The 18,017-nt window shown below is 43.8% G+C and carries 22 protein-coding genes; 9 read left to right on the top strand and 13 right to left on the bottom strand.

Going from position 1 to position 18,017, the window contains the following annotated elements; genetic code table 11:
* Positions 1-63 precede the first annotated feature (63 nt).
* The 5 genes from NWF01_00110 to NWF01_00090 are packed head-to-tail and all read right to left on the bottom strand — an operon-like array spanning position 64 to position 4,710.
* Positions 64-1,155 (bottom strand): glycosyltransferase family 4 protein, encoded by a 1,092-nt coding sequence (locus NWF01_00110; protein MCW4023426.1) that lies wholly within the window; start codon positions 1,153-1,155, stop codon positions 64-66.
* Positions 1,139-2,476 carry a nucleotide sugar dehydrogenase gene (locus NWF01_00105; protein MCW4023425.1) on the bottom strand — a complete coding sequence of 446 codons (1,338 nt, stop codon included), beginning with the start codon at positions 2,474-2,476 and terminating at the stop codon, positions 1,139-1,141. The genes NWF01_00110 and NWF01_00105 overlap by 17 nt, the downstream gene beginning before the upstream one ends.
* Positions 2,477-2,519: 43 nt before the next feature.
* Positions 2,520-3,374, bottom strand: coding sequence for a hypothetical protein (locus tag NWF01_00100; GenBank protein ID MCW4023424.1), 855 nt, complete (start codon positions 3,372-3,374; stop codon positions 2,520-2,522).
* Complete coding sequence (locus tag NWF01_00095) at positions 3,364-4,311, bottom strand: glycosyltransferase family 2 protein (protein ID MCW4023423.1); 948 nt, start codon at positions 4,309-4,311, stop codon at positions 3,364-3,366. The genes NWF01_00100 and NWF01_00095 overlap by 11 nt, the downstream gene beginning before the upstream one ends.
* Positions 4,312-4,332: 21 nt before the next feature.
* Positions 4,333-4,710 carry a hypothetical protein gene (locus NWF01_00090; protein MCW4023422.1) on the bottom strand — a complete coding sequence of 126 codons (378 nt, stop codon included), beginning with the start codon at positions 4,708-4,710 and terminating at the stop codon, positions 4,333-4,335.
* Between the two features lie 1,186 nt (positions 4,711-5,896).
* Here NWF01_00090 and NWF01_00085 point away from each other — a divergent pair.
* From NWF01_00085 to NWF01_00070, 4 genes are all read left to right on the top strand, one after another.
* Positions 5,897-6,133 (top strand): DUF2683 family protein, encoded by a 237-nt coding sequence (locus NWF01_00085; GenBank protein MCW4023421.1) that lies wholly within the window; start codon positions 5,897-5,899, stop codon positions 6,131-6,133.
* Between the two features lie 4 nt (positions 6,134-6,137).
* Positions 6,138-6,398, top strand: coding sequence for a type II toxin-antitoxin system mRNA interferase toxin, RelE/StbE family (locus tag NWF01_00080; protein ID MCW4023420.1), 261 nt, complete (start codon positions 6,138-6,140; stop codon positions 6,396-6,398).
* A gap of 86 nt (positions 6,399-6,484) precedes the next feature.
* Complete coding sequence (locus tag NWF01_00075; protein ID MCW4023419.1) at positions 6,485-7,012, top strand: AAA family ATPase; 528 nt, start codon at positions 6,485-6,487, stop codon at positions 7,010-7,012.
* Positions 6,996-7,391: a DUF4143 domain-containing protein gene (locus NWF01_00070; GenBank protein ID MCW4023418.1), complete on the top strand. Its 396-nt coding sequence runs from the start codon at positions 6,996-6,998 to the stop codon at positions 7,389-7,391. Before NWF01_00075 ends, NWF01_00070 begins: the two co-directional genes overlap by 17 nt.
* Before the next feature lie 113 nt (positions 7,392-7,504).
* Here NWF01_00070 and NWF01_00065 read toward each other — a convergent pair whose 3' ends face one another.
* Entirely contained in the window at positions 7,505-8,773 is a 1,269-nt protein-coding gene (locus NWF01_00065; GenBank protein ID MCW4023417.1) for a glycosyltransferase family 2 protein, read from the bottom strand.
* A 442-nt stretch (positions 8,774-9,215) separates the two neighbouring features.
* Between NWF01_00065 and NWF01_00060 the strand changes: the two genes are divergently transcribed.
* The 3 genes from NWF01_00060 (at position 9,216) to NWF01_00050 (ending at position 11,232) form a co-directional block, all read left to right on the top strand.
* Positions 9,216-10,364: a WD40 repeat domain-containing protein gene (locus NWF01_00060; GenBank protein MCW4023416.1), complete on the top strand. Its 1,149-nt coding sequence runs from the start codon at positions 9,216-9,218 to the stop codon at positions 10,362-10,364.
* A 188-nt stretch (positions 10,365-10,552) separates the two neighbouring features.
* The gene (locus NWF01_00055) at positions 10,553-10,756 is read left to right on the top strand and encodes a hypothetical protein (protein MCW4023415.1); all 204 of its coding nucleotides are present in this window, start codon (positions 10,553-10,555) and stop codon (positions 10,754-10,756) included.
* A gap of 296 nt (positions 10,757-11,052) precedes the next feature.
* Positions 11,053-11,232, top strand: coding sequence for a hypothetical protein (locus NWF01_00050; protein MCW4023414.1), 180 nt, complete (start codon positions 11,053-11,055; stop codon positions 11,230-11,232).
* An 81-nt stretch (positions 11,233-11,313) separates the two neighbouring features.
* On the opposite strand, the gene NWF01_00045 is transcribed toward NWF01_00050, so the two are convergent.
* From NWF01_00045 to NWF01_00020, 6 genes are all read right to left on the bottom strand, one after another.
* Positions 11,314-11,649, bottom strand: coding sequence for a DUF86 domain-containing protein (locus tag NWF01_00045; protein ID MCW4023413.1), 336 nt, complete (start codon positions 11,647-11,649; stop codon positions 11,314-11,316).
* Positions 11,636-11,965, bottom strand: a complete 330-nt coding sequence (locus tag NWF01_00040) for a nucleotidyltransferase family protein (GenBank protein MCW4023412.1) — start codon at positions 11,963-11,965, stop codon at positions 11,636-11,638. Before NWF01_00040 ends, NWF01_00045 begins: the two co-directional genes overlap by 14 nt.
* Positions 11,966-12,047: 82 nt before the next feature.
* Positions 12,048-12,662, bottom strand: coding sequence for an MBL fold metallo-hydrolase (locus tag NWF01_00035; protein ID MCW4023411.1), 615 nt, complete (start codon positions 12,660-12,662; stop codon positions 12,048-12,050).
* 63 nt (positions 12,663-12,725) lie between these two features.
* Positions 12,726-13,325: a hypothetical protein gene (locus NWF01_00030; GenBank protein ID MCW4023410.1), complete on the bottom strand. Its 600-nt coding sequence runs from the start codon at positions 13,323-13,325 to the stop codon at positions 12,726-12,728.
* Positions 13,326-13,366: 41 nt separating this feature from the next.
* Entirely contained in the window at positions 13,367-14,230 is an 864-nt protein-coding gene (locus tag NWF01_00025; protein ID MCW4023409.1) for a PDC sensor domain-containing protein, read from the bottom strand.
* Positions 14,231-14,468: 238 nt separating this feature from the next.
* On the bottom strand, positions 14,469-15,257 hold the full coding sequence (locus tag NWF01_00020) for a hypothetical protein (GenBank protein MCW4023408.1): 789 nt from the start codon (positions 15,255-15,257) through the stop codon (positions 14,469-14,471).
* A 126-nt stretch (positions 15,258-15,383) separates the two neighbouring features.
* On the opposite strand from NWF01_00020, the gene NWF01_00015 reads away from it, so the two are divergent.
* Together NWF01_00015 and NWF01_00010 are read left to right on the top strand one after the other, a co-directional pair.
* A complete protein-coding gene (locus NWF01_00015; GenBank protein MCW4023407.1) occupies positions 15,384-16,418 on the top strand; it encodes an ABC transporter ATP-binding protein in 1,035 nt (344 codons plus the stop codon).
* Entirely contained in the window at positions 16,415-17,212 is a 798-nt protein-coding gene (locus NWF01_00010; GenBank protein MCW4023406.1) for an ABC transporter permease, read from the top strand. Before NWF01_00015 ends, NWF01_00010 begins: the two co-directional genes overlap by 4 nt.
* Positions 17,213-17,278: 66 nt before the next feature.
* Here the strand turns inward: NWF01_00010 and NWF01_00005 are convergent.
* Positions 17,279-18,017, bottom strand: a 739-nt coding sequence (locus tag NWF01_00005; protein MCW4023405.1) for a hypothetical protein, incomplete at its 5' end; no start/stop codon positions are given.

Below are 18,017 nucleotides of genomic sequence, written 5' to 3'. Positions count from 1 at the left end.
CAAAAAGTGGAGACGAACTTAACATAAAACAACAAAGGCAGAACAAACAGGGACCAAAGCAGGTCATATGTTCTCATAAACCTCAGTAAGTTCGTTTACAGTATCATCCCATGCATACAAATTAGTAGGAGTCACCCTTTTTTCAATCAAGACACTTATCAGGTTTGCTAACTGTCCAACATCAATCGGATATTCTAGCCCATAGCAAATTCTGTTATCAACCCACTCTTGCAAGGCCGACACATTAGCTACTATACAAGGAATTGTTGAAGATAGAGCTTCAGCAACTGCATTCCCGAAGGCTTCATGCTGGGATAACAATACAAAAACACTCGCCGTAGACCGCATATTTACAAGTTCTTCTTCTTTCAGACCTTGATAGAAACTTACCTCATTCTCAAGACCCATTGAATGTACAAGGTTAACCAAGTCACGCTTGTAGGGACCTTTACCAACTATTTCCAAATGTACATCTTTTCCCACCTTTGGAAGAGCTTTGATTACATATTGGATTCCCTTATACTTCTCAATTCTGGATACGCAAAGAATTTTCTTACAGAGGTTTTTTTCTCTCGCGCCAGTTCTATAATCGGTGACCCCACTTTTAACGACACCGTTGGGAATCACCAAAACTTTTCTTTCATCTACTTTGAAATTAGAAAGTAACAAGCTTTTTTCATACTGGGACAGGCAAATTATCTTGTCCGAATCTTTAAGAACCTTTTTTCCTATCAGCTTGTAAGGTTTATGGAGCAAATTTCTGAAGAAAGTGTGTCCACCTCCATGATAGCGCGGTGTAAAAACAAGGCGACCACCTTTCTTCGCCTGCGCAGCATAATATGTTGTGAATGCATGGTAACTGTGCGCATGAATTAGATCATATACTTTTGAGTTTTCTACCAAGTATCTTTGCATGTGTCTAGAAAAATAATAGGATTCATTCGGAGACCACGCCTTAAACCGCCTAACAATTACGCCATTGATTTCTTCGCGTAATGGCAACTGACCCGAAGAATCAGTCGTCAATACTTCAACTGCGTAACCGATCCTTACTAATCGTTCGCTGATCTGTTTTACGTGAGTCTCGACTCCCCCTATGTACGGTTCATATCTAGGGCATACTTGAGCTATCTTCATTTCAGGCATCTTCCTCATTTTCTGGCAACCCGACGCCAGCGTAATGAACGACCTTGTCACCGATGAACCTCTGAAACATACCCCAACCATCAATTATAATAGGGGTACACATCTTCTTGACTAAACTTGAAAAAGAAACAGCATCCAATTGAACGAATTCTCGATGCCTTACCGTGAAAATTAGAGCATCTAAGCACTCCAGCGCATCACCTAAATTCGTGACCATCTGAAACCCGTCAATTTCAATATGAACGTTTGGATCCCACAAAAGCACAGTAGCGCCCTCATCTCTAAGTTTCTTAGCGATGTCAAGACCATGACTATTTCGTATATCGTCAGTATTCTCTTTATATGTGATACCACAAACCAAAATTTTTGAATCAGTCAATTTTTTCCCAACTAAATCGAGTTTCTTTTTCAGCAGATCAATCATGTGAATAGTCATGTAGTCATTAGACTTTCGAGCAAAAAACCAGACTGACGGAAAACCTCTATGTAAAGAAATTTTCTTAAAAGAAGCTTCTAGGTAAAGGGGATCCTTTGTTAAGCAATATCCACTTACTCCTCCAGATGGGAAGGGGATGTTATTTCTAGGATAACTATCATTGGCAGCCTTAATAACTTCATAAGCGTTGATTCCATATAATTCGGCTAACAAAGCAAAGTCATTGGCGAACGCAAAGAGAGTTTGCCTGTAAGAATTGTCTAATAACTTCACCATCTCAGCACGTTCAGGACTGCTCAAAACAATTATCTTTCCACCAATGGTTGAATAGATAGAAGCAGCTCTTATAGAACTTTCCTTATCCAGACCACCGATTATTTTTGGTAACGATGCCATCTCTTCGATTGCTCTATCGCCTAGGACCCGTTCAGGACAAAACGCCATAAAAAAATCTTCGCCGCACTTAAGACCGGTGCTCTCCTCTAAAGCATGCGCAATTCTGCGTGTTGTACCTATCGGCAAAGTTGATTTGAGTACGAACAATCGACCCCTAACATTATGGGAGTCAACAGAAATTTTAGCAAACAGTTTTTCAAGATTAGAAAGTTCGGGGACCCCGTCTGGACCTACCCCGGTACCAATTGCAATAAAGATCGTTTCAGAGTCAGATAAAGCGGCAGACAAATTGGAAGTCACGAAAAAACTCTTACCAAGCAATTGTGTAAGCAATTCTTTTTCGTTACCGCTGGTCAGCCAACCCAAATTACTGTTACTAATATTAGCCAGCATAACAGTATTTGAATCAACACCCATTACTCTGTTGTTAGCTTTTGCAAGAAGCAAAGCCAAAGGTAGACCTATTTTTCCAAGACCAATAACACAAACTTTTGACATTTTTATCCCCTTTTTCATCTCAGATGAGTTCAAGAACTGCAAATCAGAACTTTGTAGGATGTTCCTTTGTTACGTTTGCTTTTACTGCTTTCTTGATGCCTTTAGCCCAAGCCACACCGTCACGACCAACTATGGATAATAACGGTGAAAACACAGGAAGTAGCAAGTAGAATACTCGTATCACTAATGTTGGCTTGGTGCAGCTTAATGCTTGGTAAATTCCAAGGGTTGTTCTGCCTTTGTAGGCTACTTCTTGTTCGCTGTTGGCGGTCCTTTTGGTTGTCACAAAAGCCTCGGTGCAGAAATGGGCATGGGATCCCAGTTCCAGAGCTTTGAAGAGAATATATGAGTCTTCTGCGATGCATGGAGGAACGGGCAAAGTTTTTTCAAGAAGCTTTCTTTTCACAATCAAAAGCTCTCCGCTTGCAAAAATATGAAATCGAGTTCTTATGGGATTAGCAATCCTATAGAACTTCACTTGAGGACCTGATGAAACTTCTACTCGGCAATATACTATTTGAGTTTTTGAATCTAAATACTGAAGAGCACGCTCAAAACAGTGTATTTTTGTGTCGACATCGTTCATTACAACAACATCTGCTTGAGACGGAATAAACTTAGCACCAAAATTAATGGCATCCCACTTACCGAAAGCTTCTCTATACACAATATTAGGATGACGAACGCGCTCCCCGCAAACAACAACAAAAGGCACATGCATCGAGTTAAGTTCTTCAATTTTTTTCCGTACATGTCTTCGGTCTCGGGCGAGAACTATAAAAAAAACTTTATTTTCATTGACTTGAGTATCAATTATAGGGGTTATTTGTTCAGGCATCTTTAAAATACTCAATTGAATAAAACCTTTAAAAGATTGATTAAATTCCTTATCTTTCAATCAGAGCATTTTGAGTGATTCGTCTAGATATTCTTTGCTCTGTTCTCTTAATCAGAATAGACATTGTGGCAACAGCAACAGCCTGTGAAGCAAATAGCAACAGCATCACGCTCATCAGAGCCCAACCGCTATGCCAAAATCCGACAACTAACTGTTCAAAGGCAACCCAACCCAATATTGCAAAAGCGGGAAGACCCGCTAAGGCAGAAAACATTGAAAACAATAACACTGGATTGTATTTCCACGCCATACGCAAAACAGCAAAAAGAATACCAAAGCCATTCCAAGCTGTAAGCTTTCCTTGACCAATACGTTGCCTATAATTGATTGGAACTTCTGTCACATTGTGTTCAGCGGCTATTTGTGAGGCAATTTCAACTTCTGTCAGAAAACCACCTGATTTAAGCTCAAGCTCCTTTGCAACTTCAGTTTCAAGCAAATACATTCCTGAACAAACGTCTGATATACCAGCACCAAACAACAAGTTAAAAGTACGTGTGATAACCCAATTACCAAACCTGTGCAACAAACTAATGTTTGAGCGACTTCTTGCACCGATAACTTGAGCGTAACTGCGCCCATGATTAAGAAGTCGTTGAATATCCCGAGAATCATAGGTAAAGTCACTATCCATGACAAGCAAATAAGGAGTTTGAACGTACTCTATTGCAGTTTTTAATGCACCTGTTTTGCCGGAACCATGCTGATAGATGATTTGCGTCCCATTAACCTTAGCAACTTCAACGGTTCCATCACTAGAATAGCCATCGACAACCAAGATATTGTGAAAACCTTCAAGGGTTAGCTCTTCAATGACTTTGCCAACAGCCTTTTCCTCGTTAAGGGTAGGAATCACAACAGTAACTTCATCAAAGGAAACAGCATCCCTTGAAGCCTGAACGGAAATAGAAACGGACTCAGAGTAGCCTTGCACCATTTTAGAAACAGACTCGCGAAGTCAGGTCCTGAAGAAACCCGTCCCATTCATATTCATGACAGCCAAGTACCGTGCAAACCCACGGTCAGAAGACCACTCCAAAGCGCCTCTATTACCCCACTTTAGAGCTATTTCACTAATTTTTCGGGCTTGAACAAAACCAACAGACTTCACCATCTTGTCAACAACGCTTTCCGCAGCCACCTTCAGTTTTTGCATTATGGCCGTCAACACTGTGGCCAGCTTTGTGCTTTTGATGCTGTCTACGTACCGCACGGTAAGGTCTACTACGCCCCGCTCAACCCGACTTAAAGCTCTAAACCAAAATCCACGTCTAAGGGCAAATTTCTTTGCCTCAAAAACTTTTCCAACAGTGATGCCATTGTCAAATGATTTCACTGTGCGCTGTGTTTTTGGCTCAAAAGGACTCTTGGAACAAAGGTTACCACTGCTGGTATTAGTACAAGAACGCTTACCAGTAAGCGGAAATACCTTAGTCCCCAACAAACTCCCTCTTAACTCCTGTCTCCTAATAAACAAAAGTTACTGCCCAACAGAACATAAATACTTTTCGAACGAATCTGAACAAAAACAAACCTTCACCTGACCCCACCCTCATTTAAAAGCCATATCTGAAAGAAAGAAAAAGACAAAAAATAAAAAACATTGATGATGGACCAATTAAAGAGAAAAAGCTGGTGAAGAAAATCATAAAATCAAACACGGAGTTCACAGAATCCCAAAGTAAGACTACATAAAAACCAAAAATACACCAATAAAAGACACGTTAAAGGAAACAGGCAGTCAATGGCATAGATGCATACAACCATGACCAAAGAGGGCTCGAAAAAACAGGAGCCAACGCACAAAAACATGCTAACCAGAGACTAAGCAAACCCAGAATCCGCAACTGTACCACTCTTCTCTGTTTTAACCCAGCATTTAGGACGCCGCAACAAAATCAGCAACCAAGCGTACAACACAACAAAACCCTGAATACACCAGTAACCAAAAGCCAAACATAAACAAAGAGCTCATTAACCCTAAAAAACAAGGGCTATGACGTTTCAAACACACGTAAAATTTTCTCAAAATACGGTTTAAGCGTCAAGAGATCATTCGCCGTCTGCCACATACTCTCTATATCCAGGCTAAAATATTCATGAATCAAAATCTTGCGCAGGGTAACTAACTTTTTAACTGGAATGTGATGGGTACAGTTTCCTGCAAAATACTACCCGTAAGGTAAAGGGGGCAGAAACTTTTGCGACACAAGATCCACTTTAACATGAAGCTTTCTCTCCAAAAACCTCCTCAAATCAAAACCGCAAAAAAACTAACCATCTCTGAATAAGTCACTAAAAGGTCCGCATCACTCTTGTCGGTTTAGTCACCACGAACATAAGACCCCAAAACCTCTAAACGCGCCACCTAAATTTCTCCCTAAAAACGGGGGCATAAGCTCACGCAACCGCGCCGCTTTTCTCCGTCTAATGCGCCAATTAATAACGTATGAGAGCCTCAGCCATCAGTAACGCTAAATAACAACGAATTACGTCATATTACATAGCACAAGGTAAGCAGCATGGTTAAAAACGTAATCGAGCTAAGCGAAAGAGAAAACCGAATCATAAACATAGTAAAAGCAAAATACGGCCTAAAAGACAAGAACAAAGCACTAAGCATAATCCTTAAACGCTACGAAGAATGCGAACTGGAACCCGAACTTAGACCAGAATTCATCGCCGAAATCCAAGAAACACGCAGAAACGGCAAATTCACCAAAATCAAAGACTTCGCAGAAGAATTCGACATAAAGTGATTACGTGTACACCCTAGAAATCGAAGAAGAAGTTTACAAAACATTCAAAAAACTATCAAAAAAAGACAAGAAACAACTAGAAGCGGTAAACAAAAAAATCAAACAGATAATGATAGACCCCACGCAATTTAAACCGCTAAAGCACCCTCTAAAGGGACTTAGAAGAGTCCACATCGGACCGTTTGTTCTTATATATGAAGTGCACGAAAACCCTCAAACAGTAAGGATTCTGAAGTATAAACACCATGATGAAGCGTACCTATAAATCGTAACCTAAAAAGCAATTCACCAACAAAAACAACCTAACAAACACAAAAACAATCAAACCGCAACCACACAACATTGATTGGGGTGAGATACCCACAACAAGGACGCATCTACCTCTTCTTAGACGAAATCCAAAACGTGAAAAACTGGGACAAAGGGATCAGAAAAATCTACGACCTCCACAAATACCGAATCATCATAACAGGTTCATCTTCTGAATTACTCAGCAGCGAGATAGCCACAGCGCTAGCAGGCAGAAACATTTCATACACAGGTTACCCATTCTCTTTCCGCGAATTTATCAAAGCAAAAGGCATAAAAGAAGAAAAAGAAAGCCGGAAGTACGCCATAAAAAAAGGACTCACACTAAAAGAGTTGGACGAATTTCTTGAATACGGCGCATTCCCAGAAATAGCACTCACACAAGACACCAACAGAAAAATGGAGATACTATCATCATACTTCGACGCCATATTCTTCAGAGACATAGTCAAAAGATTCAAACTGAGAGAAACAGGCGACTTAGGAGTTTTCCTCAGAATATTGCTATCAACTATGCAGCTTACTTTAGCTCAACAAAGATATACAACTATTTTTGCAGCGTCGGCTTAAAAGTCAGCAGAAGAACAACCTTAACTTTCTAGAGTACACAAAAGCGGTTTTTTTCACTGCAACACTTGAACAATACCACAAAAGCCCCAAAAAGAGATTTGCAAGGCAACAAAAAACCTACATAATAGACACAGGATTTTCAAAGCTTTTCGGCGAGATAGACAAAGGAAGAGCACTTGAAAACGCTGTGTTCATCGAACTGCTTAGGCGAAGAAAAATTGCAGAAGCAATCTACTATGTAAGACTGAAATCAGGCAAAGAAGTAGATTTTATAGTTAACCAAAAAACCCACAACTGCTGCAAGTCTGCTACGATGTATCTTCAGCAGAGACACGAAAACGCGAAATTTCCGCCCTTACAGAAGCCGCCAAAACCATGAAGCTAAACGAGTGCACGATAATAACATACGACTATGAAAACGAACAAAACGCCGATGACGTAAAAATTAGATATATTCCTTTTTGGTCTTGGGCACTATGACAAACTAAAAACTCAGTTTGCGTGCACTGAAACGAACCCAGAATCAGCAACAGCCCCACTCTTTTCGGTTTTCACCCAGCGTTTAGGACACCTCAGCACAATCAGCAACCCAGCATACAACGCAATAAAGCCCTGTATGCACCAGTAACCAAACACAAACGGTAGCCACCGCAGATTCCCCACCCGCCGAGGCTTAGAAACTAAAACCAGCGATGCCCCCGCAAGCAACATCGTTAACGTCGTAGCCACAAAAGAGATCAAAACTAGAACATTCCACAATACGTTAAATGGGTATTGGGCAAAAAATACGCCTGAACCAGCGATGTAGCCAAGCAACGAAGCCATGATTATGAAGGGGGCAAACAAAGTCGCTTCAGCATCAAAATTTCGCACGTTTGGCTTAGCCATCAATCGACCGTATTTGAAGGCCACTTCCATGGTGCCGCGGAACCATCGTGTCCGCTGTCTAAACAACATTCCCAAACTGCATGGACTTTCCTGCCAAGCACAAACATCTCCACTGTAACGAATTACAAAACCCTGCTGAGTTAACCGCGCCGACAACTCCATGTCCTCGGACAAAGTTCCCTCATCAAATCCCCCCAAACCAACCAAAACATCACGGCGGACAAACTGGCAGCTACCACGCAAATGCACAAACAACCCCAAAGCATCCTTACCCCGCAAGTAAGCTTCACACCACCCCGCCTCCTCATACGAAATGAACTTAGTAAGCATGTTCTGATCAGAATTAATCGACAGGGTACGCCCCTGAACCGCCGCAACACATTCATTAGCAAAATAACCTGCAGCCCGTCGTAACGCATCCACTGCAGGCACGCTATCAGCGTCAAAAACTGCCACCACGTCTCCAGTGCAGCTCTTTAAGCCATAGTTTAGGGCAGAAGGTTTCCCATCCGACACACTCCGCCGCAGAACCTTAACGTTTCCACGAGCGACAGCAAACTCTTGGCAGACCTCCAAAGTGCCATCGGATGAGCCATCCTCAACCACTACAACCTCTACCTTATCGGCAGGGTAATCCAGTTTACCCAAAGCCTCAAACAACCGACTAACCAGCTTAGCCTCATTTTTCACGGGAATCAGCACGCTAAACGAAGGCAAACCCTCAACATCCACGGCCACATCTTCACGGTTGCCTTCCCGTTCGCTTCTTCGTTTGTTCCTTACGCCAGCAACCAACACTGGCACATTATAGAAGACCCATAGATAAACCACTGCGAAAACACAAATTAAAATCAGGTTGAGAAGGTCAAACACGCCATCGACCCCAAAAACCTACTGGTGCCCAGCTTAGAGGCAACTGTGAAATGTAAGAAAAAACAACAACAGTTAACGCAAGCTTCATCACCAAGCCCCAACCAATATCAGGTTATTTGCTACACGGAATAAAAGCTTTGTCCGAACTCAAAAAGGAGCTACACACCAAAGAAATTATTAGACTTCCTCCGGCAGCGTGCGTTAAAAAACGATGGATAAGATAATCACGCAGGTGTTAAAGGGTTAAACCGTTGAATACGTGAAGTACTCTGTTCGGCTATACCATTGTATCCTTAGTGAAAGTGAAATCGGTTATAAGGCATTCTGGGCCCTATTGAATTCCTTTTAATTTCACCTGTTTAAGTAAGTTGATGCTTAAACACAGTCACAAATTTATTTTAAGACCGCTTAGGCTGATTATTTAGTTTTAAAGGTGAAAAAAATGCGGCTTTTAAAAATTGCCCCCTTAGTGGCTCTTTTCTTTCTGATAACTGCGCCAATAGCTTGTGCACAACAAACCGACCAAACGATTGTAGCAAGTCCAACAGCTCAAAACCTGAACGCAATCACCCCCGGCGGCATGTACAACATGTCTCTTGCTTGGGCAGTCGGCGACGACGGAACAATAATTCACTGGGACGGAGACCAAACATGGGAACTATCAACTAGTCCCACCACAGCCAACCTGTATTCGGTTTCGATGTCAGATCCTTTGGATGCTTGGGCGGTAGGCGGAGAAAGCGACGGCACGGGAGTGATAATTCGGTGGAATGGAACAGAATGGAACAGTTGGAACAACATAACACTGGGCGAACAAGACGGCACGATTCCAACATTGTACAGTGTAAGCATGCTTGACGCTTCGTTCGGCTGGGCAGTAGGCGCAGACGGAGTAATCCTAGTTTATGACAGCATCGAATGGGCAGGCTCCCTAAACCTCGCGCCAAACACTCTACGTTCAGTAGCGGTAGTGAGCGCCACAGACGCGTGGGCAGTAGGTGACAACGGATTAATAATGCGCTGGACAGGCGTCGAATGGGAAGAAGTATCCAGCCCAACAAACACTAACCTGTACTCAGTTTTCATGTTCAATGAAACGGATGGTTGGGCAGTAGGCGGACAATCTGGCACAGGAACAGTGTTGCATTGGGACGGCACAAACTGGACTCGTTGGACCGAAATAGCACTTTATCACCCACTAATGACAAATGGGGAAATGGGCGACAGCCCAGAAGATGCCTTCGTAGATTCAGTTAACGCAACCATGTACTCGGTGTTTGTATGTGACACTGGTGAAGGCTGGGCAGCAGGCGAATCAGGCATGACATTAAGCTTTAACGGAACGATATGGATCGGCGCAAGCAACGAAGCCTCAACCGCCACCCTCAGAGGCATCGCCGTGGTGAATCCAACGTACATGGGCTCTGAATCTAAAGGCTACGCTGTAGGTGACGGCGGCGTTATTCTCGGCTGGGAAGGCCACCAGTGGATACCAGAGTTTTCAGCCATCATGATTCTGCCGGTGCTCTTCGCCGTAGGTACGCTGGCCCTCTACACTAAACTGCGTTCGCATAAACAGACAGAAAAGTAAGAAAGACAACAACACACTCCCCCTTTTCTTCAAAAACGACTTAGCAAAATCTGGTTCAGACGTGTCACGGCTATAAAAGCAACTTTGATAATGTTCATTTTACAAATGAACAAAGGTTCCTTGAGCGTTTTCTTGTGTTAGGTAAATATTTATAGCCCCTCTCAAGTATTCTTATATTGGTGTTTTTAATGGAAAGCAGTCAAACGTCAAAAAATTTAGAGAAAACCGCCCAAGACATAAGCGACACAATTCTGGCAGTTTTAGATAAACTTGCGGGAAAACAATCAGACCTTAAATTAAGCTTTGAAGACCTCACTTTAGATATGGGTCCGATGAAAGCCAGACTCAACGGGGCAATCGTTTTAGACATAGTCTACGCCAAAGAAGCGTAAACATAAACCCACTTTATTTAACCTAAAACGTGAAGGGCAGGTGGAACATGCAAGTAGCTGACCTGATAGGGCAACTGTTTGAATCATGAAAAATCACAGTCTCCACCAACAACGTCGAAGACCTGCAAATTAAAGTAGCAAACAAGAAATTCGAAGTAAACGCCGTCAACAAAGACTTCATAAAAGATACCCTTTCGGAGATACGTAAAAGCGATGACGGGAAACACAAAAAAGGCATAAAAGAAGGCATAAAATCAACCTTCAGTGGGATAACCAAAACCAAAAACACGTTGGACATGTTCAAGGATGTTGCGGAGGATTTTCGCGACGCAGGCGTCACAGTAACCTTATCCTATAAAGGAGACGTAGTCGCCACCATAGGCGCCCAAGCAAACCCTAAAATCTCAAGCATAGCAACTAGGACAAAAGCCATCGAAATTAACAGTCCCACTAAACTGGTAGAACTCGGCTTATAACCACCTTTGACCTAAGAACTCACACGGAAAGCACGTCACATATTTTTAATGTGCGGGATAAGAAGGGTTACTTGTTTTAATTTATGCTTGTTCTAATAGTTCTTCAACCTGAGTTTTGAGTTGCGGGAGGTCTTTTTTGACCGTTTCCCAAACTAGGGGCAAATTTATTCCGAAATAAGCATGAATTAGTTTATCACGCATACCGGCTATACTCTTCCAGTCAACGCCAAGATTATTCATTTTCAGTTCTGGGCTCAAATTTTTGGTTGCTTCGCCAATTATCTCTAGAGCTCTTAAAACAGCATACTGCTTCTCTATATTCTCAAAAAACTCTTTTTCAGTCAAACCGCCAATGAAGTTTTCTATATTAAATATAGCTTGTAAAATGTGTGCCAGATACGCATCATCTTTTTTCATAGATAACACGCATCTCCTTCTTTACATCTTCAGCGACATAGGGACTTAAGCTGCTGAAAATTCCCAAATCAACTTTTCTCTTAAACAACTTACTTAACTCATCTTCTACACGAATCAAATCAAGAAGACTCTTGCGCTTAAGTGGGTCGAACTCGATTGCCACATCAACATCACTTTCCATGTTCTGTTCGCCTCTGACAAACGACCCGAAAACTGCCAAAAAGGTTATGTCATTTTTTTGGCATACCGTCTTCAGTTTTCCCTTTAAACCTCTTCGTCGCAAGCCCTTGGGCAAATTTTCAACTTCAAGCTCCATAAGTCACTATTAGGGACTCTACAGAATTAAGCTTTTCATAGAGATACCGTAGCTTTGCAACACATTAAAAACGAGGTACAAATTATGGCTGCCGCATGAACTCAACGAACTCTGCCTCGCTTCGCGGCTTCAACACATAGTTTGTCCGCCGCTCTTCACCAATTGTTGAGCTTGATTTTACTCCGTAATCGTGTCCAGGATAAACCTCCACTATGTCAGCCAGTTTCATCAGCTTGTTGAAGAGGCTGTCATAGAGTAGCCGTGAATCACCGCCGGGCAGGTCGGTTCTCCCGCATTCTCCAATAAACAGCGTGTCGCCAGTGAGTAGCTTTTCGTCGTTAACGAGCAGGCAGATGCCGTCGGGGGTATGTCCAGGTGTATAGATTACTTTGACCTCAACATCACCGACATTAAAAACAGCGTCACCTTTTACTCTGACATCTGTGATGCCACGAAAAAGCTTGTGAGCCACAATTTGCCCTCCCAAAGCAGAACGTAGTGTGTTGTTTCCCGCGGTGTGGTCTGAGTGCCCATGGGTACAAAAAATGTACTTCAGCCGTAAGTTGTGGGCTTTGAGTAGGCGTTGGAGTTCGTCGGCGTTGAAGCTGGCGTCCACAACTGCCGCTTCCTGTGTGGGTTCGTCTGCGAAGATGTAGCTGAAGTTGTCGCCGTGATGTTTGATTTGTTTGAAAAACATGTAATCACTTACTACCTTAAGTTAAGTGTAACATTGTAGTTTGCGACTAATAACAGCTTCTTGTTAATGCAGCACATTCCACCTGTTAAAAAGGTACATCCAAAGGACCAGTCCTATGGTGTTTGCCGCAATCATAGGAACAGCTATTTGCGAAACAATCTGCAATGCCGCATCGAAAGGCTGAACAAGCAACAGAATCAGCGCCATGGCGCCAGACTCCAAAACAAACCCCAACGCCGCGCCCTTTAGCAAGTACATTTTACCCAGCAGTTTCGTGGAGACCAACCCTGAGATTACGCCAATGAGTATAGTTGAAATTGTGCACGGTAACGCTGTGGCTCCCCCAACGGTGCATCGGTGAATCCCGCCGATTAGGCCCGCCAACAGCCCCCCTATGGGTCCGCCTGTAACGCCTGCAATCATCACGGCGAGTTCTCTGACGTTGACTATAGTTCCGTCCGCCAGTTTGGTACCCATCAACGTTCCGTAAATTGCTAGCACACCCAGAACGGCTCCAATTACCAGCTTAGCTATCAAACCTTTCTGCGTTATCATAAATTTGCAGAAGCTGAAGCTGGACAGGGCAAAAGCCACGACAATCATGAATGAAGCTGTACCAAGGAGTAAGAAGAGGCTGTTGAGGGTTGATGCGATGTCTGTCATTTCGATTCGGCTACCTTTTGTGCGTTGTTTGCATAAAAAATTTACGTATTCAAGGTGTGTAATATGACCAGCCGCCACTGTGCCCTGTAAATGCCTAAGGTTGCCCAATAAACCTCCTTTTGGACAATTTCCTCTGACTCCAAAGTTGGGTGATACGTGTAGGTTCCGTATCCATCGTTTTCCGCTGAGACTTTCTGTGCTAAGGCTAATAGCTCAGGAAAATCTTGGTAGGCGGGGTCAGAAAAAGTCATTTTCCCTTCTTGCTTGGGGTCTGCGTCGTATATCATTCGCCCGTCGGTCTGCATGGCAAAGAAGGAAAACGGCTTATATACGGTAGCGGGTTCAACAATTTTTTTTATCAGTTGGCTGGGTTGAATAACGATACTTAAGGAGCCCACGAATGCCTCGTCGGCGTCAAATATTGGCGCCACTATGACAACTCCGTAGAAGCCTTCCACTAAGAGTATCATGTCACTCATTGCAGGACGCAGGGTCTGGTGCATCTGGATGTTCTGTTCTTGACTGCTGATGTCTTCGCCTTCGATGTCACTATACTGGCTGGGTTCAACAGCCAAAAGTATGTCTTTGTCGTCGCAGGTTGCTGCATTTACAATCAAAGAGTTACCTGCGGCTAATTCGCTGAGTATTTGTCGGGTTTGGGTGCCTTGCAAATCTGTTGTGGAGAGCTGATTGCAGGCTTCCGTGAGGGTATCGTCGAGGTTTTTGAGTTCCTCATTTACCTGAAGTTGCGTTTGGGTTAGCAACGAAGACATTTCCAGCCGCGTGGTGGCGGCGTCGTTTTGGCTTTTGAGAGATGCATTTTGCGTGTACTGGTAAAAGTTAAGCGCCACGGATGTAACTAATGCTACGGTCAAAAGTAACGCAATTATCTGTGCCTTTCTCATGTACTTGCCCTTTAAGATGCATTTGTTGTTCACGAATGTTTAAAGCTTATGTATAAGGCGTAACGATTTCAAATCTAAGTCGGCACTTACAAAACGCGTCTTTTCTAACAAACGCGAAACGAAAAATTAAAAACACAACACAGGCAATAGACAATACAATTACTGGTTTTTTACCGTAAACAAACGGGTTTTGCACTATTTTAATTCTACAAGGAACAAAGTTTTTGCTTGAATAATGCTATTTCCCAAGGTATTCCTGAAGCGGCGTCACGGACTTAACAGTCACCAGCGAGTTCTGCCTGACCACAAATTCGCTTAAACCTACATGGGAAGTTGTGTTGCCCCAATCGTAGGTGTAGCCGAGTCTTGTCCACGGGTATCTTTGGGGGAAGTATGAGTAGATTATGTTGTTGTTAAACCACGCGGTGTATTCGGCTGTTGCAGAAGTTGGGAAAGCAAGCTGTGCGGTGGTGTCGTTGATTTCGTTGTCGGGGGTGGGTCGAAAAAGTGACTGCGGACTAACCCACAGCTCCACAAAATCTGAATTCGCGTTAGTCGACGGCAAACCCAACAGTTGTAAAACTCTCAACGTTACGTTCTCTTCGGAGTCAGGGGAGTTTTCGAAGAAATCTTTGAGTTCAGGCACCACCGTAACCCAAGTTTCTCCCCATGTTGTGTTAACAGTTTCGCCCACGGGGTAGCTTGAAGCGTACTTAGTGAAAGTGACAACTAATACGCTTCGGTTGCCTGCTGCACCAGTCCAACTCAAATTGCCGTTGCTCTCAACTATAGAAGTGAGTCCGCTGTAGACTTCGCTTGAGTTAGCAATCATAGCATCTTGAATTGCGTTCTGGTACAGTTGGCTTAGAGCCAACGTCGGCGTTGACGACGGTTCAGGTGTCGGTGTTAGCAGGGGTTCGTCAGCGGATTCGCTCAAAACGTAGTAAACTTGAGTGAAGCCAATTCCGATGAGAATTCCAATCACGAAAAACGTTGCTATTTTTAGGCGAACATCGCTTCCAGTCATCCCCAAACACATTCAAAACGCTGTGCTTTTACCTATTTAAGTTGCTAGCCACAAGCACTTGTTTCTACGACAAGCTTTATGCATAGAAACCAACGTATTAATTTGAACTGACTGTACGTGACAGAATTGACGTCTACAGAAAAGTATGCGATAATTGCAGAGAACTTGACCAAAACGTACAAGTCAAAAATTAAAATTCGAAATGAAAAATCTTTTTTCAGCGGCAAAGAAACACGAATTGTAACTGCAGTTAATCAGTTGGACCTTAAAATCGAGAAGGGCGAACTTTTCGGTTTGCTTGGACCTAACGGGGCGGGCAAAACCACGCTGGTTAAGATGTTGTGCACATTGCTTCCGCCTGACGGGGGAGTGGCGTATGTGAACGGTTTTAATGTGGCAACGCAGCAGATGCAGGTTAAACGTTCCATCGGCACTCTCTTCAGCGTGGGAGAACGCGGGTTTTTCTGGAGACTTAGCGGCTACAGCAACTTGGAATTCTTCGCTGCCATTAACAACGTGCCCAAAAACAGAATACAGGAGAGGATTCTGGAGGTACTTGAGCTTGTGGGCTTACAAGACAGCGCGTTTGAGCTTTTTCAGAGGTACTCGGGTGGCATGAAACGAAAGCTTGCTTTGGCACGGACACTTCTTGCTGACCCACCTATCCTGCTGTTGGATGAGCCCACAACGGGTTTAGACATAAATTCTTCTAGAGCCATCAGGGAATTCATAAAAAACGATTTGGCAAAGAGAACGGGCAAAACGGTGCTTTACACTACGCACTATATTGAAGAAGTTGCGCAGATGTGTGACCGCGTAGGCATCATGAAAAAAGGAAAAATCATCGCTTTAGACACGCCTGACGCGCTCAGGGACAAGGTGAAGAAAGGCGAAGTTGCTGACGCAACCGTAAAAAACATGTCCAGCACTCAAATCAGCACGCTAAGAGCTATGGAGGGCGTGGTAAGCCTCAATGCTGAAGTACAAGACGCTGTACTTGAACAAACTCGCCTACGGATACGATTGGAGGATGTGGATTCGCTGCCGAGGGTTTTGGACTTCTTTTTCAAAGAGAAAATTAAACTCATCAACTTCAAGCAGGAAGAACCCACTTTGGAAGATGCCTTCATAGAATTGACCCGTGCAGGTGCTGAGAAGTGACGTTTTCTCAGGAACTGTTCAAGGTCTACTATTTTATGAAGCGGGACATGATCTCGTTCTCAACTTACAAGACGAATATGATACTGATGTTTTTGAGTGCTGTCTTTGGAGCCTTGTCTTACGCGTTTTTGGGTTCTAATGCGCAGATGCAAAGCGTGCTTGAAATTTACAATATGCCTCTGACGACTTACCTGATAATCGGCATCGCCTTCAACACGTACCTGTCGCAAAGCCTCACCTTGGTTCAGAAAACCATCAATCCGTGGTCGCTGGAAGAAGTCCTTGTGTCACCCACGGGTCTAGCCACGTTTATTGTAGGTAGTAGTTTGTGGGGTTTTATCTGGAGCACAGGAACTATCATCATCTACTTAGCCATAGGCGTTCTCGCTTTCGGCGTCGTGTTAAGCATTAACATTTTGGGAACATTACTGGTTGTCGCTTTGGGCATCGGAACCTTCATCGGGTTTAGCATGATAGGCGCAGGTATCCTCATCTTAACTAAGCAAGGCGACCCCGTGACGACCCTGATAACTATAGCTACAAGCCTTTTTGGGAACGTACTCTTTCCGCCCCAAGTTATGCCCGTTCCGTTGCAGGTGATTTCATACTTTGTGCCCCAATACTACTTCTTCACCGCCATACGACAAGTTCTCACAGGAGCATCCCTTCTGACAATTCTTCCAACCTTTGTAATTTTGGTTGCCATGTGTTTGATAATTCTGCCTGTAGGCTACTACGTTTACTCTTGGTGTCTGCGAACTGCGCGGAGAAACGGGACTTTATCTTGGTTCTAATAGACAATTCAGAAAAACAACCTTGAGAATAAACCAAAAAAAGAAAAGGAGGTTGGTTTTTGGTGCTTATTTGCGTCGTCTAAGGACAAGCGCTGTTGCTAACGCAACTATAACGATGACTGCTACGCCTATGGCAATGTAAACGGTTGTCTGTGCGCCTGCGCTGGTTGATGGTTGTGGTGCTTCACTTGGCAGAGGTGAAACTGGCTGTGAGGGACCGCCGGGCACTATTGGTGATGCTGAACCCTCCACAACGCCCACGTAGGTATTTGCGGTAGAACTGTAGTATGATTTAGAGCCTTCAAACGTTGCTGTTACGGTGAATTCTCCGGGTATTTCAGGAGTCCATAGAAGCTTGAAGCCGCCGCTGGTGTCACTTGTGACGTAGCCGAGGTCTTGGTAGTTACCGTTGGGGTCAATGGCGGTTAAATGTGCTTGCACACCGGTTGCGTCTGTGGGTTTTGGCTGTTGCTGATATTTGTATGCCATCCATTCGGTTTGGTATTCGTCCGCGATTGCGGGTGTGTCTTTGGCGCCTGGTGACTGGTCAGTTACTTGTCCTGTTATGAGGACGCTGTTTCCCAAGTTGACAACGTTGTTTTGCACTGTTACTTCTGTGGCGCTTGGTCCTTTGCCGTAGCAGTAGATACGGTTGTCGTACAGGTTAAGTCCCACAACGTAGCCGTCAGCCATGTACACTGCGGTACCTGTGAGGTGGGCTCCGCCGATGCCTGCTCCCCAGTGTAGAGCTTTCCAAACTTCTTCACCGTTGTCGGCATCTATACAGCGTATGTAAGAGCCACGC

Source organism: Candidatus Bathyarchaeota archaeon (assembly GCA_026014585.1).
Classification (GTDB): domain Archaea; phylum Thermoproteota; class Bathyarchaeia; order Bathyarchaeales; family Bathycorpusculaceae; genus Bathycorpusculum.
Note: the sequence above shows the minus strand (reverse complement) of the source record. Positions and strands in the feature narration are given on the sequence as shown.